The organism is Collinsella aerofaciens (assembly GCF_964283865.1).
In the GTDB taxonomy this organism is placed as follows: domain Bacteria; phylum Actinomycetota; class Coriobacteriia; order Coriobacteriales; family Coriobacteriaceae; genus Collinsella.
The window spans coordinates 43,278-68,908 of sequence record NZ_CAXYLS010000010.1; the positions used below are offsets into that span (position 1 = coordinate 43,278).

General features: G+C 63.4%; 25 protein-coding genes. 22 read left to right on the forward strand and 3 right to left on the reverse strand.

Annotated features, from left to right (window positions below; genetic code table 11):
* The first annotated feature begins 61 nt into the window (after nucleotides 1-61).
* From ACRX4W_RS06580 to hisE, 16 genes are all read left to right on the forward strand, one after another.
* Complete coding sequence (locus ACRX4W_RS06580) at nucleotides 62-952, forward strand: DMT family transporter (RefSeq protein WP_233505160.1); 891 nt, start codon at nucleotides 62-64, stop codon at nucleotides 950-952.
* A gap of 224 nt (nucleotides 953-1,176) precedes the next feature.
* On the forward strand, nucleotides 1,177-1,950 hold the full coding sequence (locus ACRX4W_RS06585) for a PTS mannose/fructose/sorbose/N-acetylgalactosamine transporter subunit IIC (protein ID WP_035137735.1): 774 nt from the start codon (nucleotides 1,177-1,179) through the stop codon (nucleotides 1,948-1,950).
* Nucleotides 1,931-2,764 (forward strand): PTS system mannose/fructose/sorbose family transporter subunit IID, encoded by an 834-nt coding sequence (locus ACRX4W_RS06590; protein WP_117648578.1) that lies wholly within the window; start codon nucleotides 1,931-1,933, stop codon nucleotides 2,762-2,764. The genes ACRX4W_RS06585 and ACRX4W_RS06590 overlap by 20 nt, the downstream gene beginning before the upstream one ends.
* A 92-nt stretch (nucleotides 2,765-2,856) precedes the next feature.
* Nucleotides 2,857-4,071: an MFS transporter gene (locus ACRX4W_RS06595; RefSeq protein ID WP_195241124.1), complete on the forward strand. Its 1,215-nt coding sequence runs from the start codon at nucleotides 2,857-2,859 to the stop codon at nucleotides 4,069-4,071.
* A 170-nt stretch (nucleotides 4,072-4,241) separates the two neighbouring features.
* Nucleotides 4,242-5,303, forward strand: coding sequence for an SIS domain-containing protein (locus ACRX4W_RS06600; protein WP_432299709.1), 1,062 nt, complete (start codon nucleotides 4,242-4,244; stop codon nucleotides 5,301-5,303).
* A 73-nt stretch (nucleotides 5,304-5,376) separates the two neighbouring features.
* Nucleotides 5,377-6,213, forward strand: coding sequence for a sugar phosphate isomerase/epimerase family protein (locus tag ACRX4W_RS06605; RefSeq protein WP_117648470.1), 837 nt, complete (start codon nucleotides 5,377-5,379; stop codon nucleotides 6,211-6,213).
* A gap of 170 nt (nucleotides 6,214-6,383) precedes the next feature.
* Nucleotides 6,384-8,099, forward strand: coding sequence for an ATP phosphoribosyltransferase (hisG, locus tag ACRX4W_RS06610; protein WP_432299711.1), 1,716 nt, complete (start codon nucleotides 6,384-6,386; stop codon nucleotides 8,097-8,099).
* A 105-nt stretch (nucleotides 8,100-8,204) separates the two neighbouring features.
* Nucleotides 8,205-9,641, forward strand: a complete 1,437-nt coding sequence (hisD, locus tag ACRX4W_RS06615; RefSeq protein ID WP_432299713.1) for a histidinol dehydrogenase — start codon at nucleotides 8,205-8,207, stop codon at nucleotides 9,639-9,641.
* A 1-nt stretch (nucleotide 9,642) separates the two neighbouring features.
* Nucleotides 9,643-10,758, forward strand: a complete 1,116-nt coding sequence (gene hisC / locus ACRX4W_RS06620; RefSeq protein WP_432299715.1) for a histidinol-phosphate transaminase — start codon at nucleotides 9,643-9,645, stop codon at nucleotides 10,756-10,758.
* On the forward strand, nucleotides 10,759-11,346 hold the full coding sequence (hisB, locus tag ACRX4W_RS06625) for an imidazoleglycerol-phosphate dehydratase HisB (RefSeq protein WP_118270953.1): 588 nt from the start codon (nucleotides 10,759-10,761) through the stop codon (nucleotides 11,344-11,346). It abuts the gene before it with no gap.
* Nucleotides 11,347-11,391: 45 nt separating this feature from the next.
* Nucleotides 11,392-12,093, forward strand: a complete 702-nt coding sequence (locus ACRX4W_RS06630; protein ID WP_432299717.1) for an imidazole glycerol phosphate synthase subunit HisH — start codon at nucleotides 11,392-11,394, stop codon at nucleotides 12,091-12,093.
* Entirely contained in the window at nucleotides 12,090-12,833 is a 744-nt protein-coding gene (locus tag ACRX4W_RS06635; RefSeq protein ID WP_432299719.1) for a 1-(5-phosphoribosyl)-5-[(5-phosphoribosylamino)methylideneamino]imidazole-4-carboxamide isomerase, read from the forward strand. The genes ACRX4W_RS06630 and ACRX4W_RS06635 overlap by 4 nt, the downstream gene beginning before the upstream one ends.
* A 3-nt stretch (nucleotides 12,834-12,836) precedes the next feature.
* Nucleotides 12,837-13,619: an imidazole glycerol phosphate synthase subunit HisF gene (gene hisF / locus ACRX4W_RS06640; protein WP_432299721.1), complete on the forward strand. Its 783-nt coding sequence runs from the start codon at nucleotides 12,837-12,839 to the stop codon at nucleotides 13,617-13,619.
* 147 nt (nucleotides 13,620-13,766) lie between these two features.
* Entirely contained in the window at nucleotides 13,767-14,108 is a 342-nt protein-coding gene (gene hisI, locus ACRX4W_RS06645) for a phosphoribosyl-AMP cyclohydrolase (protein WP_432299723.1), read from the forward strand.
* The gene (locus tag ACRX4W_RS06650; RefSeq protein ID WP_432299724.1) at nucleotides 14,105-14,332 is read left to right on the forward strand and encodes an RDAC family protein; all 228 of its coding nucleotides are present in this window, start codon (nucleotides 14,105-14,107) and stop codon (nucleotides 14,330-14,332) included. Before hisI ends, ACRX4W_RS06650 begins: the two co-directional genes overlap by 4 nt.
* A 15-nt stretch (nucleotides 14,333-14,347) precedes the next feature.
* Complete coding sequence (hisE, locus tag ACRX4W_RS06655) at nucleotides 14,348-14,665, forward strand: phosphoribosyl-ATP diphosphatase (protein WP_117583614.1); 318 nt, start codon at nucleotides 14,348-14,350, stop codon at nucleotides 14,663-14,665.
* Between the two features lie 29 nt (nucleotides 14,666-14,694).
* Here hisE and ACRX4W_RS06660 read toward each other — a convergent pair whose 3' ends face one another.
* The 3 genes from ACRX4W_RS06660 to ACRX4W_RS06670 form a co-directional block, all read right to left on the reverse strand.
* On the reverse strand, nucleotides 14,695-15,606 hold the full coding sequence (locus tag ACRX4W_RS06660) for a PHP domain-containing protein (protein ID WP_432299726.1): 912 nt from the start codon (nucleotides 15,604-15,606) through the stop codon (nucleotides 14,695-14,697).
* 120 nt (nucleotides 15,607-15,726) lie between these two features.
* Nucleotides 15,727-16,146, reverse strand: coding sequence for a nitrous oxide-stimulated promoter family protein (locus tag ACRX4W_RS06665; RefSeq protein ID WP_089573587.1), 420 nt, complete (start codon nucleotides 16,144-16,146; stop codon nucleotides 15,727-15,729).
* Nucleotides 16,146-19,712, reverse strand: coding sequence for a thiol reductant ABC exporter subunit CydD/CydC (locus ACRX4W_RS06670; RefSeq protein ID WP_089573586.1), 3,567 nt, complete (start codon nucleotides 19,710-19,712; stop codon nucleotides 16,146-16,148). The genes ACRX4W_RS06665 and ACRX4W_RS06670 overlap by 1 nt, the downstream gene beginning before the upstream one ends.
* 384 nt (nucleotides 19,713-20,096) lie before the next feature.
* Here ACRX4W_RS06670 and larC2 point away from each other — a divergent pair, with 384 nt between their 5' ends.
* The 6 genes from larC2 to ACRX4W_RS06700 all read left to right on the forward strand — a co-directional run bounded on the left by larC2 (nucleotide 20,097) and on the right by ACRX4W_RS06700 (nucleotide 25,506).
* Nucleotides 20,097-20,582 (forward strand): nickel pincer cofactor biosynthesis protein LarC2, encoded by a 486-nt coding sequence (gene larC2 / locus ACRX4W_RS06675; protein WP_117648479.1) that lies wholly within the window; start codon nucleotides 20,097-20,099, stop codon nucleotides 20,580-20,582.
* A 55-nt stretch (nucleotides 20,583-20,637) separates the two neighbouring features.
* A complete protein-coding gene (gene yfcE / locus ACRX4W_RS06680; protein ID WP_117646212.1) occupies nucleotides 20,638-21,186 on the forward strand; it encodes a phosphodiesterase in 549 nt (182 codons plus the stop codon).
* Between the two features lie 2 nt (nucleotides 21,187-21,188).
* Nucleotides 21,189-22,049, forward strand: coding sequence for a nucleoside triphosphate pyrophosphohydrolase (gene mazG, locus ACRX4W_RS06685; RefSeq protein ID WP_117646213.1), 861 nt, complete (start codon nucleotides 21,189-21,191; stop codon nucleotides 22,047-22,049).
* Between the two features lie 188 nt (nucleotides 22,050-22,237).
* Entirely contained in the window at nucleotides 22,238-23,527 is a 1,290-nt protein-coding gene (gene eno / locus ACRX4W_RS06690; protein ID WP_117646214.1) for a phosphopyruvate hydratase, read from the forward strand.
* Nucleotides 23,528-23,722: 195 nt separating this feature from the next.
* Entirely contained in the window at nucleotides 23,723-24,484 is a 762-nt protein-coding gene (locus ACRX4W_RS06695; protein ID WP_432299730.1) for an FtsB family cell division protein, read from the forward strand.
* 20 nt (nucleotides 24,485-24,504) lie between these two features.
* Entirely contained in the window at nucleotides 24,505-25,506 is a 1,002-nt protein-coding gene (locus ACRX4W_RS06700) for a Ppx/GppA phosphatase family protein (RefSeq protein WP_432299732.1), read from the forward strand.
* Nucleotides 25,507-25,631: the final 125 nt, after the last annotated feature.

A 25,631-nucleotide genomic window follows, 5' to 3' on the forward strand; every position in this document is an offset into this window, starting at 1 on the left:
GGAAACGGCGACCCATTGCGGTCGCCGTTTTTTATTACCGAAAGCTAGTTGGAGGTGCTTCGTGATTCGATCTGACAATCCACCCGATAATGGCGTGAGCGGGGCGATGTATCTATTTGGCACGGCGCTCTTGTGGAGTTTTATCGGCATCCTCGTTCGCGCCAATTCGCAGTCAGCTCTTTTGATCGGTGCCGTCACGGCAATATTTATGGCGCTCTTTATCCTGCTCGTCGGCAGACCCGTCCTTCGCGTCAGCCGTCTTATTGTCCTTGTGGCCGTCTGCAACTTCGTGACGGGCACCACGTTTAACTTTGCCAACCAGCTCACGACGGTCGGCAACGCGATCGTTCTGCAGTACACCTCGATGATTTTCGTTATCGTGTATCAATCGCTCGCAACTCGCACGTTGCCCTCGCCTGCGAAGATTGCCTCCGTGGTGGTTGCTTTTACGGGTATGGGACTTTTCTTTTTAGGTGATTTGAGCGCCGAGGGCATGCTCGGAAATCTGCTTGCCGTCATTTCGGGCGCCACCTTTGGGCTGTGTTTCTTTTTAAACTCTCGCCCCGATGCGTCGCCCATGGTGTCCTCGCTCATCTCCTGCGGCATCTCGATACTTCCGATCGTCTATTTTGCCGGCGACCTAGGCTCCGTGAAACCCTTTGAGTGGGGGCTTATGCTGGTGCATGGCCTTTTTTGCAGCGGCCTTGCGAGTGTGCTGTATGCCAAGGGGATTGCGCGCACCAACGCGTTTGCGGCCAACTTGGTTTGCATGAGTGAGGTCGTGCTCGCTCCCTGCTGGTCGGCGCTCCTCTTTGGCGAGGTCTTTAGCTGGAACGAGTTCTTGGGCGCGGCGATGATCGTTTTGGTGATTGTGGCCAACTTGGCATCCGATGCTTTTGGCGACGGCTTTCTGGTGGCGCTTGTCCGCCATCGAAACAAAGAGCGTGCCTAATGGGATGCGCCTGCCGTTTACGGTAAAAAACACCCCGCTGAGCGACTGGTATTAAATAAGGCGAACCTGCATACCTATAATTGGTATCAAATCATTTGTGCCTGGTATGGGTGTTAGCAGCACGCCAGGTGCGGTTCGGACCGTGTGGTCAAACTCCCGGATTGATATCAATAACGCGCGCGACGGGAGTGACGACGGTTCGAGATTCCTTATTGGGAGGAACTATGCTTGTCCAAGCAATCCTCGTCGGCTTAGTCGGAGCTTTTGGATGTCTCGACTACCAGCTCGGCACCCTCTACGCGTTCCGCCCCATCGTCCTGTGCCCGCTCGTGGGCCTGGTGCTGGGGGACCTGCAGACTGGCCTTGCCGTTGGCGCCAGCCTGGAGTTGCTGTTCATGGGCTCGATCTCCATCGGCGCCTACGTGCCGCCTAACGAAACCGTCGGCGGCGTGCTCGCCTGCGCGTTTGCCATTCAGCTCGGTCAGGGTACCGAGACGGCCATCGCGCTCGCCATGCCCATCGCCGTCCTTGCACTGACGATCGGCAACATTACCAATGCCTTGTTCCCTGTGTTTGTCGATATGGCAGACAAGTTCGCCCTCAAGGGAAACCTCAAAGGCATCTACGCCGTTCATTGGGGAATTGGAATCTGGGGCTGCGTCGAGTACTTCCTGCTGTGCGGCGGCGCCTTCTATTTGGGTTCCGACGCCATCCAGGGCCTGCTCGACTTCATCCCGCCCTTCATCATCGACGGTTGCGGCGTTGCCGCCAACATCCTGCCGGCCATGGGCTTCGCCATGCTCGGCCGCCTGGTGCTCACCAAGCAGCTCGTGCCCTTCTACTTCCTGGGCTTCCTGCTGTGCTCCTACGCCAACGTGCCCGTCCTGGGCGTCGCCCTGATCGCCATCATCATCGGCATCGACAAGTTCGACCTGCTCGGCCTGGGCGGAGCCCAGCCCCAGCTCTCCGCGGAAGGGGATGAGGACGATGACTTCTAGTCCCGAGAACAAGATCACGCGCTCCGACCTCGTCAAGAGCGCCGTCAACGTCGGCGCCCTGGGCATGGAGTTCTCCTGGACCTACTACAAGCAGATGAACATCGCCTTCTGCCTGATGGTCGCCAACATGCTCAAGAAGATCTACGCCGGCCGCCCCGACGACTACGCCGAGGCCCTGCACCGCCACTGCGCGTTCTTCAACATCACCGTCCAGTTCGCCCCGTTCGTCGGCGGCATCGCGATGGCCATGGAGGAGAAGGTCGCCCGCGGCGAGATCGAGCCCGAGAGCGTCAACGACGTCAAGGCCGCCCTCATGGGCCCGCTGTCCGGCATCGGCGACTCCATCTTCCTGTCGACGCTGCGCGTGGTCGCCGCCGCGGTGGGCATCAGCCTGTGCCAGGCCGGCAACCCCTTCGGCCCCATCGCCTTCCTGCTCATCTACAACGTCCCCGGCTTCGCGCTGCGCATCTGGGGCGCCGTCAAGGGCTACGAGCTGGGCGTGGGCTTCCTGGACGAGGCCCAGAGGACCGGCCTCATGCAGAAGATCATGACCTGCGTGGGAATCGTGGGCGTCATGGTCGTGGGCGCCATGTGCAAGGACATGTTCTGGGCCAGCATCCCGGTGGCCATCGGCTCGGGCGACGACGCCCAGACCCTCCAGGACATCCTGGACGGCATCATGCCCGGCATGCTCGGCATGATCGCCTTCTGGCTGTACTACTGGCTGCTGTCCAAGAAGATCAACCCCATGGTGCTGATCGTGGCCACCATGGTCGTGGGCATCGTCGGCGCGTTCTTCGGCGTGCTGGCGTAAGGGCCCGGCTGCATAGACTGTCATTGCAACCTGGTAAGGGGATGGAGCGGGCCTATGCCCTCCATCCCCTTACTTGTATAGAGGGAGTTCGTATGTTCGCGAAGGATCGCGAAGCAATGCGCCTGACGCCGGCAGAGGTCAGGCTGATTCTTATTGAGTCCCTGCAATGGTGCGCCAACAACGCGGTGTACTTTTTAGGGCTTATCGGCGCGGCGACGTATGATTTGGCTGGCACGGCCTTTTTGGTTGCTGCCATTACGCTCGTACGCAATCTTATGACGTCGGCGGGCAATATGGTGTCGGGCTCGGTCATCGACCGCTTTGGACCGCGCCGGACGTCGTTTGTGACGTGCGTGATTACGGCGGTGCTATCGCTTGGCGTGGGGTTGGCGCCGTTGTCTGTCCCCGGGCTTGTGTTTGCCGCGTGCGTCTTGGGGCTTGCGGGCGGCTTTATCAACACCTGTACGCATGCGTTTCCGGGATACCTGGAGTCGACCACCGAGGGCCGTACCCGCGTGAACGGTCTCATGGTGTTCTACAGCAATATCGCCTATACCGCTGGCCCGCTGCTCGGTGGTGCCATCGTGAGCTGTTTTGCCACGCAATCGGTCTATCTGCTCATGGCGGGCATGATGGGTGTGGCGGCCGTGCTCTCCTTGGGCTGTCACGAGTGTGTTGCTCCCGCAAAAGGGGAGAAGCCGAAGGGCGGCATTCTGGGCGGCATGGCCGAGGGCGCGCGACTTACGTTTCGCGACCACGACCTGCGCCTTATCTTTATCTCGGGCTTTCTGGGCTTCTTTGCGTTTGGCGCGTTCGATTCGCTGGAGTCGTTGTTCTATCGCGATGTGCTCAACGTGGATATCGTCTGGCTGGGCTGGCTGTCCTCGGTCGTGGGCCTCACTTCCTCGGTGGGCGCGTTCATCCTGACCAAGCTTTCTGCCCGCCATGTCAACCTGCGATTGCTGCTCGGCGCGCTCATGGCCGTGGGCATTGGGTCCATGGTGTACGTGGGCACCGATATGCTGGGGGTCGCGATTATCGGTCAGGCGATTAACGGTCTGGCCTGGGGATTCCTGGAACCGCTGCAGATGATCTTGATTCAGGAGCGCGCTGACATCAAATACCTGGGGCGCATTACCGGCTTTGTGCGTTTTGGCCTGATGAGCGCCGGCGTGCTGCCGCTGCTGGCGGCTCCGTTTTTGGCGGAGGCTTTGGGTGTCCAGACGGTACTGTTTGGGGCATCGACCATTATTGCGCTGGTAGGAACGCTGTTCTTTGTCACACAAGGGAGGCGCCAGAGGCGTTAGCTATACATTCAATTCTAATTTAATACCACTCACCAGAGAATTTCGACCGTTCACCGAGGATTGGAGCAGATTGATAAGTGGTATTAAAAACACATTAGGTGTATGTCTATAATTGGTATCGAAAAGAAACGCGATGTATAGAGTTGCGTGCAGGACAGAAAGGAAAAGCCATGAAGGAAACCGAGAAGATCGAGATCATGCACTTTAGCCAGGAGGGCTACGTCGAGGACGGCAAGAACGTCTACGAGACCGGCAAGAAGATGATTGAGCTCGCCGACAAGGTCGCCGACGAGGGCTACGACGCCGTGTTCCTGATGGGCGTCGGCGGCACCTGGGACGAGCTCATGCAACTTGAGTACCTCATGAACAAGTTCGGCGACCGCGACCTCGAGGTCTACCTGATCCACGCCGCCGAGTGGAACGTCTCCGGCCACAAGCGCATGACCGAGAAGTCCGTCGTGCTCACCGCCTCCGAGTCCGGCACCACCCCCGAGGTCCTCGAGGCCGTCAAGAAGATGAAGGAAAAGGGCATTCGCGTCTACGCCATGACCAAGCCTGAGGGCCCCATCGGCCAGGCTGTCGGCGCCGAGAATTGCGTCAAGATGGCTTCCGATCATGGTAACGGTGGCTGCGAGATGGGCTACTACCTCGCCGACTGCTTCGGCCTGCGCCTGCTCAATCGCCGTGGCTGCTTCCCGCAGTTCGATAAGTTCATCGAGCAGACCAAGGACGTTTGGACCCACCTGGTCGACATCCGCAAGAGCTTCGAGCCGCGCGCCGAGGAGCTCGCCAAGAAGTACGCCCTGGCCCCCTACACCATGTTCATCGGCTCCGGTGCCCTGTGGGGCGAGACGATCCTGTTCTCGATGTGCATCCTGGAGGAGATGCAGTGGAAGCGCACCCGCTACATCACCTCGGCCGACTTCTTCCACGGCACCCTCGAGCTCGTGGAGCCGGGCGTCCCGGTCTTCCTGTTCATGGGCGAGGACGAGAACCGCAAGCTCGACGAGCGCGTCCGCGCCTTCCTGACCCGCGGCGTGACCGGCGACACCGACATCAACGTCATCGACACCGCCGAGTTCGCGATCCCCGGCCTTGACGACGAGTTCCGCGTCATCGTCTCCCCGTGGATCCTCTCCTCGCTGATCACCGATCGCCTTGCCGCTTACTACGAGACGGTCACCAAGCACAACCTCAACTACCGTCGCTACTATCACCAGTTCGACTACTAAGAGCAAATAACGTTTGTGTAATCGGGCCTCGCTCCTATATGGAACGGGGCCTCGCTTGGGTTGGAGAGTAATTATGAGCTATCCCCAGCTTGCCGTCATGAATATCAGCCATCGTTATTTTGACCTTGAGGAGTTCTTTTCTTCGGCGTCGGCTTCGGGCTACACGTGTTGCGAGCTTTGGACCGGGGCGATGCATCTGTATGTCGATTGCCATGGATACGATTCGCTCGAACGGGTACGGGAGCTGTCGCAGCGGTATGGGGTTCGGATTGTGGGGCTTTGTCCCGAACAGAACAACCCCAAGCCGTGGAATATCGCGGCGCGCGGGAATGAGGCGCGTGCCCGCACGCTCGCGTACTTTAAGAACGTTGTAGATATCGCGGCGGAACTTGGAGCCGAGCAGGTCATGGTCTCGAGCGGCTGGGCATTTTTGAACGAGCCGATCGAGGACGCGTGGGGTCGCAGCGCCTCGATGCTGCGTGCGATTGCCGAGCATGCGGGAGAGCGCGGCGTGCGACTGGTGCTCGAGGCCCTACAGCCGGTTGAGTCGATGATCGTGAACTCGGCGGCCGACACGAAGCGCATGATCGAGGCAGTTGATCATCCGGCACTTAAGGCGTGTCTGGATTTGGGCGCTATGGCGGTGGCAGGGGATACCATCGACGATTATTTCGATCTGCTTGGCGATGATGTCGCCCACGTGCATTTTGTCGATGTTGCGGCAGATGGCACGACGCATCTTGCCTGGGGTGACGGCGACCGCGATATGCGCGCCGACCTGGATAGGCTGGTGGCGCGCGGCTATCGCGGAGTTGTTTCGGCCGAGACCTATGACTGGCGCTATTTTGCCGACCCCGCAGCTGCCGATGCGCAGGTAATGGCAGAGTATCGTCGTGCGATTGGCGTCTAGGTGGGGTTGGGTTGCGACAATCCGTTCCAATGTTTCCAAATGAATACGCTGTGAGCCGAGAGAGACGATTTTCCCCGCAAGCACTCTAGTATGCTAAAGTACCCAGAAGACCGGCGGAGCTATGCCGGTCTTCTGCTCTATATGAAACACAGCATGAGGAGGCTCACCAGATGACGGCCACACCGTGGGGATTCCGGGACATATTGCCCGAGGAGGCTCAGGCGCGCGAGGAGATTGCGCTGACGGTGAAGGGCTGCTTCAGGGAGCATCATTACCTGCCGGTCGAGACGCCGCTGCTCGAGGACAAGGGGTCGCTCGAGGAGGGCGGCCGCATTGCGGACACGCCGTTTAAGCTCTTTGATGATGACGGTCGCCTGTTGGTGGTCCGTCCCGACAACACGCTGCCGATCGTGCGTTTGGTTTCGACCCGCATGCGCGCGGCCGACCTGCCCCTGCGCCTGCGCTACGAGGCACCGGTGGTTCGCGAGTGCCAGCGCAATGCCGGCGGCTCGCGTCAGTTTACGCAGCTGGGCTTTGAGCTCATCGGCGCGGGCGACGCCGCGGGCGATGTCGAGATTGTCTCGCTGGTAGCCGAGGCTGTGCGCGAGCTCGCACTGCCCGATGCGCGCATTATCGCAGGTAGCGTGCGTCCTTTTAAGGAGCTGCTCGCGGTGTGCGAGGATCGCGAGCTGGCCGCCGAGGCCCTGCGCTGCGTGCACGCCAACGACTTTGTGGGCCTCGATGCCCGCGTGGCGACAAGCGCCGAGTCCGAGGCCGTCAAGGCCGCCATTGGCGAGCTGCCGCGTCTGCACGGCGGTGCCGAGGTACTCGACCGCGTGGATGCACTTCTGACGGCGGCGGGCATTGTCGCGCCACTCACGCGCGAGCTGCGTGCCCTGGTCGAGGGCCTGGCTCCCGAGGACGCTCAGGTGCTGTCGTTCGACTTCTCCATCATGAACTCTTTCGATTACTACACGGGCCTGGTCTTTAAGGCCTATGCCGGAGGCCTGCCTGATCCGGTGGGTTCGGGCGGACGCTATGACTCCATCTTTACCGGCGCATTTGGCGACGGTATCGAGGTGCCGGCGGCGGGCTTTGCCTTTTCGCTCGAGCGCTTGGAGGCCGCGCGCACCTCGGCCGAGGACGCCGCCTCCGACGGCGATCATGCCGTGGGCCGTGGCGCCGAGGGCCCGCTGCGCATCGCCGTGCCCAAGGGCTCGCTCAAGGCCGACACGCTCGACGTGCTCGAGGCCGCGGGCCTGGATGTCTCTGAGCTGCGTGACCCCGGTCGTCACCTGATCGTGCGCGGTCGCGACACGCGTGCCGGTGAGGGCGCGGTCGGAGATATCGAGTTTGTCATTGTGCGCCCCAGCGACGCGCCCGCCTTTGTGGGCTGCGGCGGCGCCGACTGCGGCATCTGCGGCTGGGACTCGCTTATCGAGGCCGATCTCAACCTGCTGCAGCTGGTCGATCTGGGCTACGGCCTGTGCACGTTTATCGAGGCGGAGCCCGCATGGCGCGCCGGCCAGGCCGAGCGCAACTATGCCCGCCGCGGGTCGCTTCGCGTGGCCACCAAGTACCCGCGCATCGCGAGCGCCTGGTATGCCGAGCGCGGCGTGAACGCCGACATCGTTTCGCTGCACGGTAACATCGAGCTGGGCCCCATCGTCGGCATGACCGATCGCATCGTGGATATTACCGCGACGGGCGCCACGCTGCGCGACAACGACTTGGTCATCACCGGCCGCATTATGGACTGCACGGCCCGCTTCTTCGTCAATCCGGGTGCCGCGCGCCTGGATCCGCGCGTGCGCAACTTGGCCGATCGCTTGGCAGCTGCTGTTAAGGACAAGCATTTTGAGCCCGTCGCGGGTTCGGCACAATAGCGCGAGCACGCACGGGCGCCCCCATATCTGGGCTGCGGACCGATTGGTGTCGCTGCCCGGCATCTCGTTTTTCAAACGCAACCTCAACCGATAGGGGATACCGATATGAAGACCATCAAGCTTGCTCCCGGTGAGCGCCTCGTTACCAACCAGCTCAACCGCAAGGGCGTGCTGCCGCAAAACATCGTCGATGCCGCCCGCGATATCGTGGCCAACGTGCGCGCTAACGGCGATGCCGCGGTGCGCGACTATTGCCGGCGCTTTGACGGCGTTGAGCTGCAGAGCTTCCGTCTGCCGCAGGAGCAGATCGATGCCGCGCTCGAAGGCCTCGACCCGGCCTTTGTCGCCGCGCTCGAGAAGGCCGCACGCCAGATTCGCGAGTTCCACCAGCGCGAGGTCGAGCAGAGCTGGTTTACCACGCGCGCGGACGGCACGATGCTCGGCGTTAAGGTGACCCCGCTCGCGGCGGCCGGCATCTACGTGCCGGGCGGTCGCGCGCAGTATCCCTCCACGGTGCTTATGAACGCCATTCCCGCCAAGGTGGCCGGCGTCAAGCGCGTGGTTATGGTGACCCCGCCGCAACAAGACGGCCTGATCAGCCCGTATACGCTCGCGGCTGCCAAGCTCGGCGGCGTGGACGAGATCTATATGGTGGGCGGCGCCCAGGCCGTGGCCGCGCTGGCGTACGGTACCGAGACCATTCCGCGCGTCGACAAAATTACCGGCCCGGGCAACGCCTTTGTCGCCGCCGCCAAGCAGATTGTCTCGGGTGATGTGGGTATCGATATGGTTGCCGGTCCCTCCGAGGTCTGCGTGCTGGCCGACGCCACGGCCAAGCCCATGGTGGTTGCGGCCGACCTGATGGCGCAGGCCGAGCACGATCCGCTGGCAGCTTGCTATCTGGTGACCTGCGACGAGCAGTTTGCGCGCGAGGTCGAGGCGGGTATCGATATCTTGGTCGCGCAGTCGCCGCGTGCCGAGATCACGCGCGCCTCGCTCGATAACGAGGGCATCATCGTGGTGGCCGACGACATGGCTGCCGCCGTCGAGGCGGTGAACGCCGTGGCGCCCGAGCACCTGGAGCTGCACTGCAAGGATGCGATGGGCCTGCTTGGCGGCATTCGCAACGCCGGCGCCATCTTTGTGGGCGCTTGGAGCTCCGAGCCGCTTGGCGATTATGTTGCCGGCCCCAACCACACGCTACCGACCGGCGGCACGGCCATGTTCTCCAACCCGCTTTCGGTGGAAGAGTTCGTCAAGCGCTCGAGCGTCATTTGCTATACGCCCGAAGGTCTGCTCTCCGACGCTCCCGCTACGCAGCGCCTCGCCGAGGCCGAGGGCCTGTGGGCGCACGCGCTTTCCGCCGCTCTGCGTCGCCGTGTGTTGGAACAGGGCGAGGATGCCGTGAGTGCCGCGTCGCTGGCTGCGGCCGACCTGACCAAGGTCGCCTGGCCGGGCGACGCCGTGACGACGGTTGCCGAGGGCGTGGACCTGGCGGCTGCAGGCGCGGATGGCGCCGGTGCGACCGGCGGGGAGGCCTAATATGGCCGAGCTGACGCCCCGCATGAAGGAGCTTGTCCAGCCTTACCTGGCCGGTATTGAGCCCTACGACCCTAACTTTACGCCCACGCGCATCAATCTTTCGGCCAACGAGAACACCTATCCCGTGCCCGCCGGCGTGCGCGAGGCGGTTGATGCGGCCCTGGCTGCCACACCGCTCAACCGCTATCCCGCTCCCATGTCGAACGACCTGCGCGACGAGCTAGCTGCTTGGCATGGTGTGGCGCGCGAGAATGTCTGCGTGGGCAACGGCGGCGATGAGCTGCTCTATAACTACCTGCTGGCGTTTGGCGGCGCGGGGAGGACCCTGCTCAACTGCCCGCCGTGCTTCAGCGAGTATGCCTTCTTTGCGTCGCTCTGCCAGACCGGGGTGCGCGACGTGTGGCGCGATCCGGCGACCTTTGAGCTCGACCAGGCAGCCGTGCTTGCGGCGGCGCCCGAGTGCAACCTGGCGATCGTGACCTCGCCCAACAACCCCACGGGTGATGTGGCTCCGCTCGACTTTGTCGCGGCCCTGTGCGATGCGTGTCCCGGCATGGTCATGGTCGACGAGGCCTACGTTGAGTTTGCCGATGATTCGTTTGGCGCGGCCACCACGGCGCAAGGCTTTATCGCCGGGCATTCCAACCTGGTGATTCTACATACGCTGTCCAAGGCGTTTGGCGCCGCCGGTACGCGCTTGGGTTACGTGATCGCGGCGCCCGAGGTTATCGAGGTGTTCGCGGCGATTCGCCAGATCTATTCGGTCAACGTGCTGAGCCAGGCCGCCGCGCTTGCCTGCGTGCGTGCCCGTGATGCCTATGCGCCCGTGGTGGCGCAGGTCGCATCCGAGCGCGAGCGCGAGCTGTGCGCCCTGCGCGCGATGGCTGCCGAGGGCCTGCCCGTGGAGGCGTGGCCGAGCGCGGCGAACTTTGTGCTCGTGCGCACGCCGCATGCTACGCGCGTGCGCGAGCGTCTGCGCGATGAGTATTCGATTTTGGTGCGCGATTTTAGCTATGCGCTGGGCCTTGCGGACTGTCTTCGCATTACCGTGGGTACCCCGCAGGAAAACGACGAGGTGCTGGCTGCGTTTGCCGCGCTGGTGAAGGAGGAGATGTAGATGGGCCGTTATGCCGAGGTAACCCGCAAGACGGGGGAGACCGACATTGTCGTCAAGCTCGACCTGGACGGAAGCGGCGTGTGCGATATCTCGACCGGAGTGCCGTTTTTCGACCACATGCTCAACGCCTTTGGTCGTCATGGCCTGTTCGATTTGACGGTGCACGCGGTGGGCGATGTGGAGGTCGACGCACACCACACCGTCGAGGACACGGGCATTGTGCTGGGCGAGGCGTTCTGCCAAGCGCTGGGTGACAAGGCGGGCATTACGCGCTTTGCCGATGCGGCGATCGCCATGGACGAGACGCTCGTGATGGCCGCCGTGGACATTTCGGGTCGCGGGCAGGCCTACTGCGAGCTGCCCGTGCCGACTGAGCGCGTGGGCAGTTTCGATACCGAGCTGACCGTAGAGTTCTTCTACGCCTTTGCGCGCGACGCCAAGCTCACGCTGCATGTGCGCGAGCTGGCGGGCGGCAACTCACATCACATTATCGAGGCCGCCTTTAAGGCCGTGGGCCGCACGATGCGCCACGCCTGCGAGCTCGATCCCCGCGTGCAGGGCATCCCCAGCACCAAGGGCTCGCTGTAACCTGCCAAAAAGGGACAGGTTTTGAATGGGAAAAGGGAGGGTCGCGTGGGCGAACCGAAGATCGTGGTGGTCGACTACCACAAGGGCAACTTGTCGAGCGTCGTGCGCGGGCTCGCGCGCGCCGGCGCCGCCGCCTGCACCTCGGACGATTCGGATCAGATCCGCAACGCCGATGGCCTGATCATCCCGGGCGTGGGCGCGTTCTACGACGCGATCGCCTTTATGCGTCAGAGCGGCGAGGCGGACGCGGTACTCGACGCCGTTGCCGCCGGAACTCCGCTGCTCGGCATCTGCCTGGGCCTTCAGCTCTTTTTTGAGCGTGGCAACGAGGGCGTGCCTGCGGACGAGGGCATGGCTGCAGACGGCAGCACCCCTGAGCAGTCTGGCGGCCCTTGGGTCGATGGCCTGGGCATCATGCGCGGTTCGTGCACGCGCTTGGAGTCGAGTCGCCTGAAGGTGCCGCACGTGGGCTGGGACCAGGTGCACATGACGCCCGCCGGTTCGGCCGATCCGCTGCTTGTCGGATTTGCCGAGGGTGCCAACATATACTTCACCCACAGCTACGCGGTGGCCGACGACGCCGATGCCGCCGATGTGCTGGCGCGCACGCACTATACGCGGAGCTTTCCGTGCATCGTGCGCCATGGCAACGTGTGGGGCTGTCAGTTCCATCCCGAGAAATCCTCCGCGCTGGGTCAGCGCATCCTTAAGAACTTCGTTAACATCGTCGAGGAGGTTGGCCGATGATCCTGTTTCCCGCAATCGATCTGATCGGCGGCAAGGTCGTGCGCCTGGAGCGCGGCGACCGCAGCCGCTGCAAGGTATATTCCGACGACCCCATGGCCGTTGCCCGCTCGTTTGCCGAGCAGGGCGCGAGCTGGGTGCACGTCGTCGACCTGTCCGCTGCCTTTGGCGAGGACGAGGACGCGTGCGCTGCCAACTCGGCGGCGATCAAGGCTATCTGCGGCGTCGACGGCCTGTCCGTGGACGTGGGCGGCGGCGTCCGCTCGCTCGCGCGCATCGACGAGTTGGCCGGCTATGGCGCTTGCCGCATTGCGCTGGGCACCGTGCTGGCGACCGAGCCGGGTTTTGTCGAGGTGGCGGCCCAAGGCTTTGGCGAGCTGTTGGTGGCAGATATTGCCGCGCGCGACGGCCAGGTCAAGGTGAATGGCTGGCGCGACGGTGCGGGCGTGGCGCTCGACGATGCCGTGGCGCAGCTTTCCGAGCTGGGCTTTAAGCATCTGGTGTATACCGACATCGCGCGCGATGGCATGCAGACGGGCATCGATGTGGCGGCGTATCGCCATGTGGCCGAGGTCGCGGGATTTCCCGTCGTGGCTTCGGGCGGCATCTCGACGCTCGACGACATCCGCGCGCTGGCCGCGGTGGGCGAGGGCGCGATTGAAGGTGCCATCACCGGCCGTGCGCTCTACGAGGGCAACTTTACGCTGGTACAGGCGTTGGCCGCCGCCCGAGGGGAGGAGTAGCCCATGCTTACCAAGCGCGTGATTCCCTGTCTAGACGTCAAGGACGGCCGTGTGGTCAAAGGCGTCAACTTTGTGAGCCTGCGCGATGCGGGCGATCCGGTGGAGCTTGCCCGTGCCTACGACCGCGAGGGTGCAGACGAGGTCGTCTTCCTGGACATTACCGCCACGAGCGACAACCGCGCGACGACCATCGAGATGGCGGCGCACGCGGCCGAGGAGCTCGCTATTCCCTATACCGTGGGCGGCGGTTTCCGCGACCTGGCGGGCATGCGAACCATGGTGGCGGCCGGTGCCGACAAGGTATCGCTCAACTCTGCCGCCGTGCGCGACCCGTCGCTGATCAGCCAAGCTGCCGCGGCGTTTGGCAGCCAGGCCGTGGTCGTGGCGATCGATGCCAAGCGCGTCGGCCTGCCTGGGCAGCCGGATGCCGACAAGTGGGAGGTTTTTACCGCAGGAGGCCGCAACGCCACGGGTATCGATGCGGTGGCATGGGCCGAGGAGGCGGCTCGCCGCGGCGCCGGCGAGATCTTGCTCACCAGCATGGATCGCGACGGCACCAAGGCCGGCTTTGACCTGGCGCTCACCCGCGCCGTGGCACGCGCGGTGCCAATCCCCGTCATCGCGAGCGGTGGTGTGGGCACGCTCGAGCATTTTGCCGAGGGCGTGATCGAGGGCGAGGCGGATGCCGTGCTGGCAGCAAGCGTCTTTCACTTTGGAACCTTCAGCATTCGCCAGGCGAAGGAGTATATGGCCAGCCAAGGCATCCCTGTGAGGCTGGACTTCTAGTGCTGCGGCTTGCCCAGGCACCGCATCTTGCCGCTCAAACCGTCGCTCGCGTACCAAAGTACGCGTCGCTCCTCTTTCGCGGCAACCTGCGGCACCTGGACAACCCTCGCCGACCTGTGGGATTTCGTTTGTTACTTGGGAGAAATGATGGCTGAGGTAATAAATGCTACCGAGCTTAAATACGACGCCCACGGGCTGATTCCTTGTGTGGTTCAGCAATATGACACCGGCGAGGTGCTTATGGTTGCTTGGATGAACGAGGAATCGGTGGGGCTGACGCTCAAGACCGGGACCACGTGGTTTTGGAGTCGCAGCCGTCAGGAGCTCTGGAACAAGGGCGCGACGAGTGGCAACATGCAAGAGGTCAAGGAGCTCTGGGCCGACTGCGATAGCGATACGCTGCTGGTCAAGGTGGACTCGCCGGGCCCGGCCTGCCATACCGGCAACCGTACCTGCTTCTTTAAGCGCGTGGAAGGGGGAGTGCGATGAAAGTCGTGACGCCGTTCGAGGTCGCCGAATGCAACGCCGAGCTCCTCCGCGCGGGCGTGCCGTGCCGCGTGCACCTGACCGATGCCTGCGGGGCGCAGTCGCTTTGGCTCGAGGCCGAGAAGGAAAGGCTCGATGAGGCCCATGCCGTCATCGTCGAGTTCTTTGAGAAAAAGGGCGCAAAGCCTCGGTTCGATGAGATCGGTACTTACTTTACGCTGCAGTAACGAGAGGAAATAACCATGGGAGTCAGAACAGCTAACGTGCAGCCGGGAAACATCGGCGAGACGCTGACGGGGCTGGCCGAGGTGATTCACGGTCGTCGTGATGCATCGCCGCAGGAGAGCTATACCGCGCGTCTGCTGACCGACGTCGAGGACGAGCTTCTCAAGAAGCTTGCCGAGGAGGCGAGCGAGGTGATCATGGCCTGCAAGGATAACGACCACGATCACATCCGCTACGAGGCCGGCGACCTGATCTACCACCTGCTCGTGACGCTCGAGCGCTACGGCATCACCCTCGACGAACTGGCCGGCGAACTCAACGCCCGCCGCCACTAGTCGTTTAAGAACGTCCCCAACGACTAATCTTAGGCGAGGGGCGTGGACTCCCATTCTCCGGTGGGGTGGGGGATGTCGAAGGTTCGATAACCGCAGTCGTAGGCGTGGGCCTGCGCTTCGCGGATATTCCAACAGATGTCACAGGCGCGGTGTGCGTCCGAGCCAAAGGTGATTGGCACCTCGGCGTGGGCGAAGCAACGCAGCAATCCGGTCGCGGGGTAGTAATCGTCGAGCCCCTTGCGCGGTGCGGCAGTCGAGACCTCAACGCGGCGACCCGTATCGTGGGCGCATTCGGCCATCTGCTCCCAAAACGGCGCGGGGTCAAAGTCGGGTGCAAAGCCGTCCTTCGAAAAGCGCATGACCAGGTCGGGATGGGCCATCGCGTCAAAGTTGAGTGAGCTTTCGCAAGCACGGCACCAGTCGTCGACGTAGCACTCCCACACGCCGCGCACGCCTAAGTTTTCCCAAACATGCAAGTTGGTATCGTCGTCGATCCAACCGCAAAGGGAATCGGGTGTATCGGGGCGCGCGACGTCCTCTGTCCCTGCCGTGCCCGCGGCGCCTGCCGCAATATCGCCCGGGTTGCCAATCCAGTGCACGCTGCCCAGACGTACGACGGCGCCCTGGGACCAGTGCTCTACCAAGGGCTCGCAGCCCTCGTACCAATCGCATTCAAAACCGTAGATAAAGGTGAGCTCCGGCGCAATCTGCGCGGCGAGTTTGCGGGCGTCCTCAAAGGCCAAACGATGTGCCGGCAAGTCGCCCTCGACGACCTGCACCTCGCAGTTAGCATCCACACTGGCGGGCAGGGTAAGGTGGTCGGTCGAGACCATGACGCGGCAGCCGGCGGCAGCAGCGGCACGGACGTTGTCCTCGAACGAGGCGTGCCCGTCCGAGAACGAGGTATGAGTATGGCAATCGACCAGCGGGCAGGCGGGCATGGCGACTCCTTTGCATTTGGTGAATCCGCTCCATTGTAATGGTGCAGCTCTCAACACGCCGCGCACGCCGGGTGCCGAAATCGAGTGGAAAGGCGGGGCGGCGCGTGCCGGCGCCGGCGACTACTTGCTTCGTGCCGCCGCGCGTTTGGCCTGCACTGTTACCATCGCGTGTCTCACGGCGGTGATGGGGCGATAGCGGATCATACGCGGTCCCGACCAACGCATAACCTCGCGGATCTTCTCGCGCATGGCAGGCCGGTAACAATGCGAAGGACATGCCGAGCAAAATGTCTTGGTGCCCATGTGCGGGCAGTGCTCAATGCGCGCGATGGCGTATTTCTGCAGCTCGGCGCATTCGGGGCAGAGCGTAATGGTTCGAAGGCCGAGTTTCACGCGCACGGACTCATCGCCGCCAGCCTGTTCGACCACATGCCCGCCGCCATGATGCCCACGACACCACAGCGCAATCATCTGCGACACCATTTGGGCCTCACGCTCACGTTTGCGTGCTAGCTCCGGTGTGTCGACTGGGCGCGCCATTAGCTCAGCCTCCCGTGCTCGACCGAAAGCGAGAAATCGGCAAACGCGCAGGTGCTGGCACGGTGGCTCACGAGCACAATGGTCTTGCCGCGGCGCTTGAGCTCGTCGATTGCCTGCATCACGGACGCCTCGTTGAGAGCATCGAGCGCGCTGGTGGGTTCGTCGAGCAAGATGAAGGGTGCGTCGTTGAGGAAGATGCGCGCAAGGCCGATGCGCTGGCGCTCGCCGCCCGAAAGCGAGTCGCCCAGCTCGGCAACGGGCGTGTCGAGTCCCTGCGGCAGACGGTCGATGAGCGTGGTGAGTGAGGCGGAGCGGCAAGCGTCGAGCAGCTCGGCATCGGTGGCGTTGGCGTGCGCGACCAGCAGGTTCTCGCGTACGGTGCCGCAGAACAGATGCGTGTCCTGGGTCATATAGGCCTCGTGGCTGCGCAGGCTCGCCGTGTTGATGTGGCGGGCATCGACGCCGCTCACCGTGATGGTGCCGGCTGCGGGGTCCCAAAAGCGCATGAGCAGCTTAAGCAGCGTCGACTTGCCCGAACCCGAGCGCCCCATGATGCAGGTCATGGTACCGGGCGCAAAGGTGCAGGTCACGTCGTCGAGGATGAGACTCGCAGCGGTGTCGTTCGCGACCTGCTCTGTGGCGCCCGCACCGCCCGCGTCCACGCCGCCCACATAGCTAAAGCTCACATGCTCGGCTGCGGCGCCGGCAAACTCAACGTTCTGTCCATCGGCGACCTCGGCGCACTGGGGCTGCTCGTCGAGCAAATCGAGCACGCGTGCGCCCGAGGCGAGCGTCTCCTGCAGTGAGGCGCCCAGGCGGCTCACGGCCATCACCGAGCCAAACGACGACACAAAGGTAAAGACGGCGACAAACGCTGCGGCAAAGTCAATCGTTCCCGCAGCCACCAGCTGCAGCGCACGCCCGAGCATCACCAGATTAGCCACAAGAATAAGCGCATCGGCTACGGCCTCGCTGACCGCCTGGCGGCGCTTGAGGCGCGCGTCCACGGCGCCGACTTGCTCGGTCAGCTTGCCCAGGGCACGGCTGCGATCGGTGCCACCGGCAAACTGGATGGTCTCGCCCGCGCCGCGCAGACTGTCGAGTACAAAGGCGCCCAGCTTACCGGCGCCCTCGCGGCTCTGGCGGCCGGTGGTGCCGCATGCCTTGGCCGAGGTCAGGGGCAGCAGCACGCCCAGGACCGCGTAGGCCACGAGCGCGATGCCCGCGAGCTCGGGGCTCACAGCCAGCAAAAAGCCCTCAAACACAACGGTGCAGACCAGAGCTATGGCAATGGGCGAGATGGTGTGCGCGTAGAAGACCTCGAGCAGCTCGATATCCGAGGTGACCAGGCTCACGAGCTCGCCCTTGCCGCGGCCCTCGAGCTTGGCGGGGGCGAGCTGGCGCAGGGCGCCAAACACCAGGTCGCGAATGTGTGCGAGCAGACGGAATGCGATGTAATGGTTGCAGAGCTGCTCGCCGTAGTGGAGCGGCCCGCGCGCGATGCCGCAGGCGGCACAGGCCGCGCATGTGACGATAAGACCAAGCCCCAAGGCGTTGCGGCCCAGCGCGGCCATAAGGCCAAGGGCGCCAAAGGCCGGCACGAACGCGGCGGTGAGCATGCCAATGCTGCCCAGCGCGACGGCTAGCACAAGCCAGCCGGCAAGCGGTCGGACGAGCCCCATCATGCGCCACATGATGGACGGCGCCGAGCGACGGGCGCGGCCGGAGTCAGGCACCGCGGCAGCGGAAGACGAGCCGGCACCGTTGAGGCCATCGGTACGGGCGGTGCTGCCGTCAACAGCCTCAACCGCGCCGGCATCCTCGGCATCACCCTCCGCATACGCATATGCCGAGAGCTGCTCCTGGCTGTTCCACATGCGCGCATAGGCGCCCGCGGTTGCCAAGAGCTCGCCGTGAGTCCCGCGCTCGGCAATGCGACCGCGTTCCAGCACCAGAATCTGGTCGGCGTCCACGATCGTCGACAGGCGGTGTGCCACCACAATTACAGTGTGCTCGCCGGCAAGCGATGCGATGACCTCGCCGATCGCGGCTTCGCTCGCAGCGTCCACATTGCTCGTAGCCTCGTCAAACACATAGATCGGCGAGTCGTGCAGCAGGGCGCGTGCCATGCACACGCGCTGGCGCTGGCCACCCGAAAGGTTGGTGCCGCCCTCGTTAATCACCATGTCGAGCCCGCCGTTGGCCTGCACAAAGGCCGCCACGCGCGTGCGGCCGAGCGCGCGCAAAAGCTCGGCGTCGGTGGCGTTGGGCTGGGCGAGCAGCAGGTTGTCGCGCAGGGTGCCGGCAAACAGGTAGCCGTTGGTGGGCACCAGGGTGACGGCACGCATGAGTGAGGCGGCCGTGGCATCGCGCAGCTCGACGCCGCCAATGCGAACGCTGCCACGGTAGGCACCCTTGCGGCCCGCGATAATCCCCGCGAGCGTGGACTTGCCGCCGCCGCTTTCGCCCACGAGTGCCACGAGCGAGCCGTGCGCAATGGTCGCGCTGGCGCTGTCCAGCACCGTGCGGTCGCCGTATGCATAGCTCACGCCCGCGAGCTCGATATCGCCGCGACCGTCAAGCTCAACATCGCCGCGCTCGGGCTCGGGCGTATCCAAAATGCCAAACATGCGGCGCGAGGCGGCCATGCCGTTCATGGCCGTGTGGAACAGCGATCCCAGGCGGCGCATGGGCAAAAAGAACTCCTGCGACAGAAAGACGACTAGAAAGGCCGCCTCAAAGCCAATTTTGCCCGTGGCGAGCTGCAGCGTGGCTACGATAATGCCGAGCGCGGCGCCCATATAGACGACCAGGTCCATAACGCAAATGGAGCGCAGCTGCATCACCAGCAGGCGCATGGTCGCTGTGCGGAAACGCTCGGACTCGGCGTTGATGCGCTTGTGCCAGTCGCGGTCGGCCTGATACACCTTAAGGGTGGTAAGACCCTGAACGGCCTCCAGGAACATGCCGCCCAGATCGACGTAGCTGCCCCAATACTCGGAACCGATCTTTTTTGCGTTGCGCATGACCATCATGATGGAGATGGGGATGACCGGGACGCATACGAGCAGCAGCGCGGCGGGAAGTCCCGCTTGGCCTACGAGCAGCACGAACAGCGTGATGGGTGCCAGGCCGGCAAAAAAGAGCTGCGGCAGATAGCCGCCAAAGTATACCTGGAGTTGCGTGGCGCCCTCCACGCTGGTTTGCACGGCCTCGGCGGTGGGGACGGTTTCGGTATAGGACGGGCCGAGCGCGGTGAGCTTGTCGTAGACGAGCGAACGCACGCGGCGGACGGCTTTGAAGGCGGCCTTGTCACCGGAACGCTGCGCCAGATAGATGGCGGCGGCGCGCACGATGATGGCGCCGGCGAGCGGCAAGGCCGCCTGTGCGAGGGCATCGACGGCGAGCGCGGCGGAAAGACCGTCCGTGACGATGCCGCCCAAGATGCGCGCAAGCACCCACATCACCGTGATGTTTGCCATGAGCGCGATCCATTTAAACAGGACGCTCGCCACAATGTAGGGCGTTGCCTGCGGAACCAGGGAGAAGAGCCGCTTCTCGAACATGAAACCTCCGATGCCGTAACGGTGTCGGGCGGGGTCCTCGGCAGCCGATTAGTTAGCCAAATGCAACTAGAGTAACATCGTGCAGCAGGTAAGTATGCCGAGGGTAATTTTTTAGCCGATGAACTGCGTAGAAAGTCCAAAATTGTTGAGTGCAGCGAACTTTATGGCGGACGGAGTGCAGGCGCAATTCTGATCGTGTGCGGCCCCGCTCCAAAACGTGTACGTCAGCCTCCGAAAGCTGCAAAAAATGACATGTTTGGAGGCTGATGTACATGTTTGGATAGGGGCGAGGGCGGCGACGGACGAAAGTCACGCCTGTGCCACGTCCGATGTGCTAGCGTTTGGGTGAACAAAACGAGCCCGTGCGGAAAGGATCCGGACCGTATGCAACGTGGAAGTACATCTCCGCTGTCCCGCGAGACCGATGCGCCCGAAACCATCGTCAAGCTGGAGTGCGACATCGACGATGCATCGCCCGAGGTACTCGCCTATGCCGCCGACCGCCTGCGCGAGGCAGGTGCGCGCGAGGTGCACTGGCTGCCTCTCTACTGCAAAAAAGGTCGCCCCGGCTGGCAGCTGCAGGTGATCTGCTCGCACGAGGATATCGAGCGCCTACAGACGATTATCTTTTTGGAGACCACGACCAACGCCGTTCGTCGCCAGGTGATGGAACGCGTCTGCCTGCCGCGTCGTTTTGAGCAGGTAGCGACGCCTTGGGGCGAGGTGGCCGTCAAAGTAGCCACCCTGCCCGACGGCAGCGAGCGCGCGGCACCCGAGTACGAGGATTGTGCCCGTCTTGCCCGCGAGCACAACGCGCCGCTCCAGCGCGTGATGCAGGCGGCTCAGAGCGCGGCGCTGCGATTTGAGTGATGCGGGCGAGTGACGTGCCGCGCCAATCCAATTAACCCCACCGAAAGGACCACCCATGAAATACCTCATCGCCTCCGACATCCACGGCTCGGCATACTGGACCGAGCGCCTGGTCGCCGCTATCGAATCCGAGCAGCCCGACCGCATCGTTCTGCTGGGCGACCTGCTCTACCACGGCCCGCGCAACGACCTGCCGCGCGACTATGCCCCCAAGCGTGTGATTCCGCTGCTCAACGCCCTGGCCGACCGCATCATCGCGGTGCGCGGCAACTGCGACGCCGAGGTCGACCAGATGGTCCTCGACTTCCCCGTCATGGCCGACTACGCCACGCTGTTCGACGAGACCGGCCGCGAGCTGTTCCTGACGCATGGCCACGTCTTTGGCGCTGGCATGCATAACAGCGTCGACCACGCGCCCGCGCTGCCCGAGGGCTCCGCGCTCGTCTACGGCCACACGCACATCAAGGTTAACGAGGCAAGCGAGGCGCACCCGGGCCTGTGGCTCTTCAACCCCGGCAGCGTGAGCATTCCCAAGGACGGTACGCACAGCTATGGCATCTACGAGGACGGCGCGTTCCGTCACGTGATCCTGGAGGAGGAATAACCATGGCAGAGCAGCTGGCTCAGCAAAATGCCGAGGGCTCGCGCGACCTGTCCACGCTGGTAGACGCGTCGGCCGAGCTGCAGCATCTGGTGCAGACCATCTGGCGCCTGCGTCAGCCCGACGGCTGCCCGTGGGACCGCGAGCAGACGCACCGCAGCATTGGCAAGAACATGATCGAGGAAGCCTACGAGGCGCTCGACTGCATCGAGGCCGACGACGCGGCACACCTGCGCGAGGAGTTGGGCGACGTGCTCATGCAGGTCGTACTGCATGCGCAGATTGCGGCGGATGCCGGCGAGTTTTCGCTGGCCGATGTGGCGCGCGATATCGACGCCAAGCTCATCCGTCGTCACCCGCACGTGTTTGGCGATGCGGATGCCGACAACTCCGACGAGGTGCTCAAGATTTGGGACGAGGTCAAGCTTGCCGAGAAGGCCGCCAAAGACCAGGCCGTGGCGGCAGTCGGGGCCGCACCCGAGGGTCTGCTCGACGGTGTGCCCACGCACCTGCCGGCGCTGATGCAGGCTCAGAAGGTGTCGCGCAAGGCGGCTGCCGTGGGCTTTGAGTGGGAGACGGTCCAGGACGTGTGGGACGAGGTTGCCGAGGAGCGTGCCGAGTTTGAGGCCGAGGCTCCCGGTTCTCCCGAGCGCGAGATGGAGTTTGGCGACCTGCTCTTTGCCCTGGTCAACGTTGCGCGCAAGGAGGGAATTGACGCCGAGAGCGCCCTGCGTGCCAGTACGGCAAAGTTCCGCCGCCGCTGGGCCGCGATGGAGCAGATGGCGGCCGACGCCCACGTGGATCTGGCCGAGCTTTCGACCCACGGCCTCAATGACCTCTGGGATGCCGCAAAGGCAGAGGAGTAAGACTGCGGGGGCGACGGGACGGACTTGTCCCATCGCCCCTATTATTTTTAAAAAGATTGTATCCCTTGGCTAACTTAGGGCATAATGCAAAAAGTTCGATAAGGCTAACTTATGAACCTGCGCGCCGCTGTAGCGTGCAAGCCGTGTCGCCAAGCATTCAACCCGTTTCCAAGTGAGAGGGAGACAACATGAGCGATATTTTGGACGTCTACGGTCGCGAGGTGCTCGACAGCCGCGGCAATCCCACCGTCGAGGTCGAGGTCGTGCTCGAGGACGGCAGCTTTGGCCGCGCAATGGTGCCTTCGGGTGCTTCGACCGGCGCCTTTGAGGCATGTGAGCTGCGCGACGGCGACAAGGGCCGCTATCTGGGCAAGGGCGTTTCGCAGGCCGTCGAGCACGTCAATAACGAGTGCGCTAACGCCGTCGTGGGCCTCGACGCCTTCGACCAGCGCGCCGTCGATGCCGCGCTGATTGCCGCGGACGGTACCCCCAACAAGACCAAGCTCGGTGCCAACGCCATCCTGGGCGTGTCGCTGGCCGTCGCCCGCGCCGCTGCCGAGTCGGCGGGCCTGTCGCTGTACCAGTACCTGGGCGGCGTCAACGCCCACCTGCTGCCCACGCCTATGATGAATATCCTCAACGGTGGTGTCCATGCCGACAATAACGTTGACTTCCAGGAGTTCATGATCATGCCGGTGGGCGCCCCGAGCTTTGCCGAGGGCCTGCGTTGGTGCGCCGAGGTCTACCACACCCTCAAGGGCGTGCTGCACGAGGCCGGCCTGGGCGGCGGCGTGGGCGACGAGGGCGGCTTTGCGCCCAACCTCAAGACCAATGCCGAGCCGTTCGAGTACATCACCAAGGCCGTGGAGAAGGCCGGCTTTAAGCCCGGCGTCGACTTCATGTACGCCATGGACCCGGCCTCGACCGAGTTCTACAACGCCGAGACCGGCATGTACGAGCTCAAGGGCGAGGGCGTGGAGTACACGAGCGCCCAGATGGTTGATTACTGGGAAAAGCTCGTCGACACCTATCCCATCATCTCCATCGAGGACGGCATGGCCGAGGAGGACTGGGACGGCTGGGTTGAGCTCACCCGTCGCATTGGCAACAAGGTGCAGCTGGTGGGCGACGACCTGTTCGTCACCAACACCGAGCGCCTTAAGAAGGGCATTGAGCTGGGCGCCGCCAACGCGATCCTGGTCAAGGTCAACCAGATCGGTACGCTCACCGAGTCGCTCGAGGCCATCGAGACCGCCAAGGAGGCCGGTTACGCCTGCATCGTGAGCCACCGCTCCGGCGAGACCGAGGACTCCACGATCGCCGACCTGGTCGTGGGCGTCAACGCCGGCCAGATCAAGTCGGGCGCCCCGTGCCGCAGCGACCGTATCGCCAAGTACAACCAGCTCATCCGCATCGAGGACGAGCTTGAGGGCAGCGCGCACTACGCCGGCAAGGCCGCGTTCTACAACATTCGATAAACAGACGAGCTTGGTGGGGAGGGACAGACTCGGCTTTGCCCCGCTTCAGTTAGATGCTACAGAGCGCTATCGGGCGCTGGGCCGTATGGCTCAGCGCCTTTTTTATGTCGAGCAAAGGCTGGCGAAGGCGGTGCGCATGCTCGTGCTATAACTAAAGGACTTAGCGCAAACAAACCTCAACCGCACAAGGCGCACATGGATCAGATTTACGACAACAGGTACTATTCCGCCGCATCGCGCGAGCCGTCGCCTCGCCCTGCGCGCACGGTGCAGCTCGGTGGGTCCGCCTACGCCGGCGCCGACCGCTCCACGCAGCGCCCGACAAGTACCTCGCGCCCCAATGCTCAAGTGAATACTTCGACAGATGGACCAGTACGTCCGACACGTTCGTCGCATTCGTCGCGTCCGTCGGCCCAGACGCACGACAAATCGAGCAGACCTTCGAGCCGTCTTTCGGGCTCGGACTTTATGCGCTACGCCAACGACAATGCGGTGGTCAAGGCGATCTATGACTTTACGCATGGATCTCTGCGCCCGCTGTTTATCGGTATCGTGGTGGCCCTGGCGCTCGTGAGCCTGTACTTCCCCGTGCGCGACCTGTATGTGGCAAAACGCTCGAGCGACATCTTGGCCAAGCAGGTCGAGATTCGCGAGCAATATAACGACGACCTGCAAAAAAGCGTCGACAAGCTGCTCTCGGAGGAGGGTATCAAGGACGCGGCGTCCGAGGACCTGGGCCTGGTGATGCCCGGCGAGAAGAAGATTGACGTGCTAGGCTTGGACGACGATTCTGACTCGTCGTCGAGCAAAAAGTCCTCAAACGCCAAGAAGGCCAGCGAAGTGGCCAAGGAAATCGAAGAAGTCGGCAAGGACGCGCCGTGGTACATCCAGGCGCTCGACATGCTGTTTGGGTTTAACGGCGTCGAGGGTCAGACGGTCGTGTCCAACGGCAAATAGCGCCCGGAGGGGAGCCCGCAATGACAAATTGCAAACGCTATAAGGTAGCCGCGATCGACCTGGGAACGGTGTCGTCGCGACTGGTGTTGGCCCAGGTCGAGGCCGGGGCAATCGTGGAATCGTCCAAGCATACCGAGATTACCGACTTGGGCGAGGGCGTGGACGCGACGGGCCGCTTTTGCGAGGCGGCCGTTGAGCGTGTGCTCGCTGCGTGTCACATGTTTGTGGACGAGGCCCGTGCCTTTGGGGCCGTGTGCGTCTGCACCACGTGCACGAGTGCCGCGCGCGATGCGTCCAATGCCGCGCTGCTGCTGGACGGCCTGCGCGAGTTGGGGCTCAAACCACAGGTGATTCCGGGCGAGGTCGAGGCGCGCCTGACATTTTTTGGCGTGGCGCACGACTTTGCCGGCGAGCGCATCATCGTCGCGGATTCGGGCGGCGGCTCCACGGAGCTCGCGACGGGCGTATACGCTCCGGAGCGCAGCGTCTTTGCGCTGGAGGGAACGCGCTCGCTGGACATCGGTTGCCGTCGCGTGACGGAGCGCTTTTTCTCCGCGTTGCCGCCCGCGGATGGCGAGCTTTCAGCCGCCGCTGCGTGGTCGGGCGAGCAGTTCGCCGCCTATTTTGAGGGCCTGCCCAGCGACTTTGAGCATGCAGAGCGCCTGGTCGCCGTGGGCGGCACCGTCACCACGCTCGTGGCACTGGTTCACGAGCTGGAACCGTACGATTCGAGCTTTGTGCACCTATGCGAGCTGTCGCTGGAGCAGGTCTCGGCCGCTATCGAGCGCATGTCTGTGTTGGACGCGGAAGGCATCGCCACGCTACCGGGTGTACAGCCCAAACGCGCGGGCGTGATTCTGGCCGGCGCCGTGGTGATCCGCGAGCTCATGCGTGCCGGCGGCTACAAGACGCTCACCGTAAGCGAGAACAGCCTACTCGCCGGCATGGCCGCCACCATCAACGAGACCCTCGACGGCACAACCCCCACCATCGGCTGGACCCCCAGCCTCAACGCCCTTTAACCATCCCCTCATAAGTTGCGGTGAAATACGGACTAAAATCGCCCTTTGGGGGGTGCGGACGATTTCTTGGACCGCGCCTAGGCGTATCCAAGCTTCCTGCGGTACTCCATCGGGCTCAGCCACCC

Bases quoted from the DNA above. Each gene is read 5' to 3' on its own strand.
- ACRX4W_RS06635 (WP_432299719.1), top strand. From the start codon at position 12,090: ATGATCCTGTTTCCCGCAATCGATCTGATCGGCGGCAAGGTCGTGCGC.
- ACRX4W_RS06590 (WP_117648578.1), top strand. From the start codon at position 1,931: ATGAGGACGATGACTTCTAGTCCCGAGAACAAGATCACGCGCTCCGAC.
- ACRX4W_RS06700 (WP_432299732.1), top strand. From the start codon at position 24,505: ATGACAAATTGCAAACGCTATAAGGTAGCCGCGATCGACCTGGGAACG.
- ACRX4W_RS06670 (WP_089573586.1), bottom strand. From the start codon at position 19,712: ATGTTCGAGAAGCGGCTCTTCTCCCTGGTTCCGCAGGCAACGCCCTAC.
- hisB (WP_118270953.1), top strand. From the start codon at position 10,759: ATGGGCCGTTATGCCGAGGTAACCCGCAAGACGGGGGAGACCGACATT.
- eno (WP_117646214.1), top strand. From the start codon at position 22,238: ATGAGCGATATTTTGGACGTCTACGGTCGCGAGGTGCTCGACAGCCGC.
- hisE (WP_117583614.1), top strand. From the start codon at position 14,348: ATGGGAGTCAGAACAGCTAACGTGCAGCCGGGAAACATCGGCGAGACG.
- hisD (WP_432299713.1), top strand. From the start codon at position 8,205: ATGAAGACCATCAAGCTTGCTCCCGGTGAGCGCCTCGTTACCAACCAG.
- ACRX4W_RS06695 (WP_432299730.1), top strand. From the start codon at position 23,723: ATGGATCAGATTTACGACAACAGGTACTATTCCGCCGCATCGCGCGAG.
- yfcE (WP_117646212.1), top strand. From the start codon at position 20,638: ATGAAATACCTCATCGCCTCCGACATCCACGGCTCGGCATACTGGACC.
- hisC (WP_432299715.1), top strand. From the start codon at position 9,643: ATGGCCGAGCTGACGCCCCGCATGAAGGAGCTTGTCCAGCCTTACCTG.
- ACRX4W_RS06665 (WP_089573587.1), bottom strand. From the start codon at position 16,146: ATGGCGCGCCCAGTCGACACACCGGAGCTAGCACGCAAACGTGAGCGT.
- ACRX4W_RS06595 (WP_195241124.1), top strand. From the start codon at position 2,857: ATGTTCGCGAAGGATCGCGAAGCAATGCGCCTGACGCCGGCAGAGGTC.
- ACRX4W_RS06650 (WP_432299724.1), top strand. From the start codon at position 14,105: ATGAAAGTCGTGACGCCGTTCGAGGTCGCCGAATGCAACGCCGAGCTC.
- hisI (WP_432299723.1), top strand. From the start codon at position 13,767: ATGGCTGAGGTAATAAATGCTACCGAGCTTAAATACGACGCCCACGGG.
- ACRX4W_RS06600 (WP_432299709.1), top strand. From the start codon at position 4,242: ATGAAGGAAACCGAGAAGATCGAGATCATGCACTTTAGCCAGGAGGGC.
- ACRX4W_RS06605 (WP_117648470.1), top strand. From the start codon at position 5,377: ATGAGCTATCCCCAGCTTGCCGTCATGAATATCAGCCATCGTTATTTT.
- ACRX4W_RS06585 (WP_035137735.1), top strand. From the start codon at position 1,177: ATGCTTGTCCAAGCAATCCTCGTCGGCTTAGTCGGAGCTTTTGGATGT.
- larC2 (WP_117648479.1), top strand. From the start codon at position 20,097: ATGCAACGTGGAAGTACATCTCCGCTGTCCCGCGAGACCGATGCGCCC.
- hisF (WP_432299721.1), top strand. From the start codon at position 12,837: ATGCTTACCAAGCGCGTGATTCCCTGTCTAGACGTCAAGGACGGCCGT.
- hisG (WP_432299711.1), top strand. From the start codon at position 6,384: ATGACGGCCACACCGTGGGGATTCCGGGACATATTGCCCGAGGAGGCT.
- ACRX4W_RS06660 (WP_432299726.1), bottom strand. From the start codon at position 15,606: ATGCCCGCCTGCCCGCTGGTCGATTGCCATACTCATACCTCGTTCTCG.
- mazG (WP_117646213.1), top strand. From the start codon at position 21,189: ATGGCAGAGCAGCTGGCTCAGCAAAATGCCGAGGGCTCGCGCGACCTG.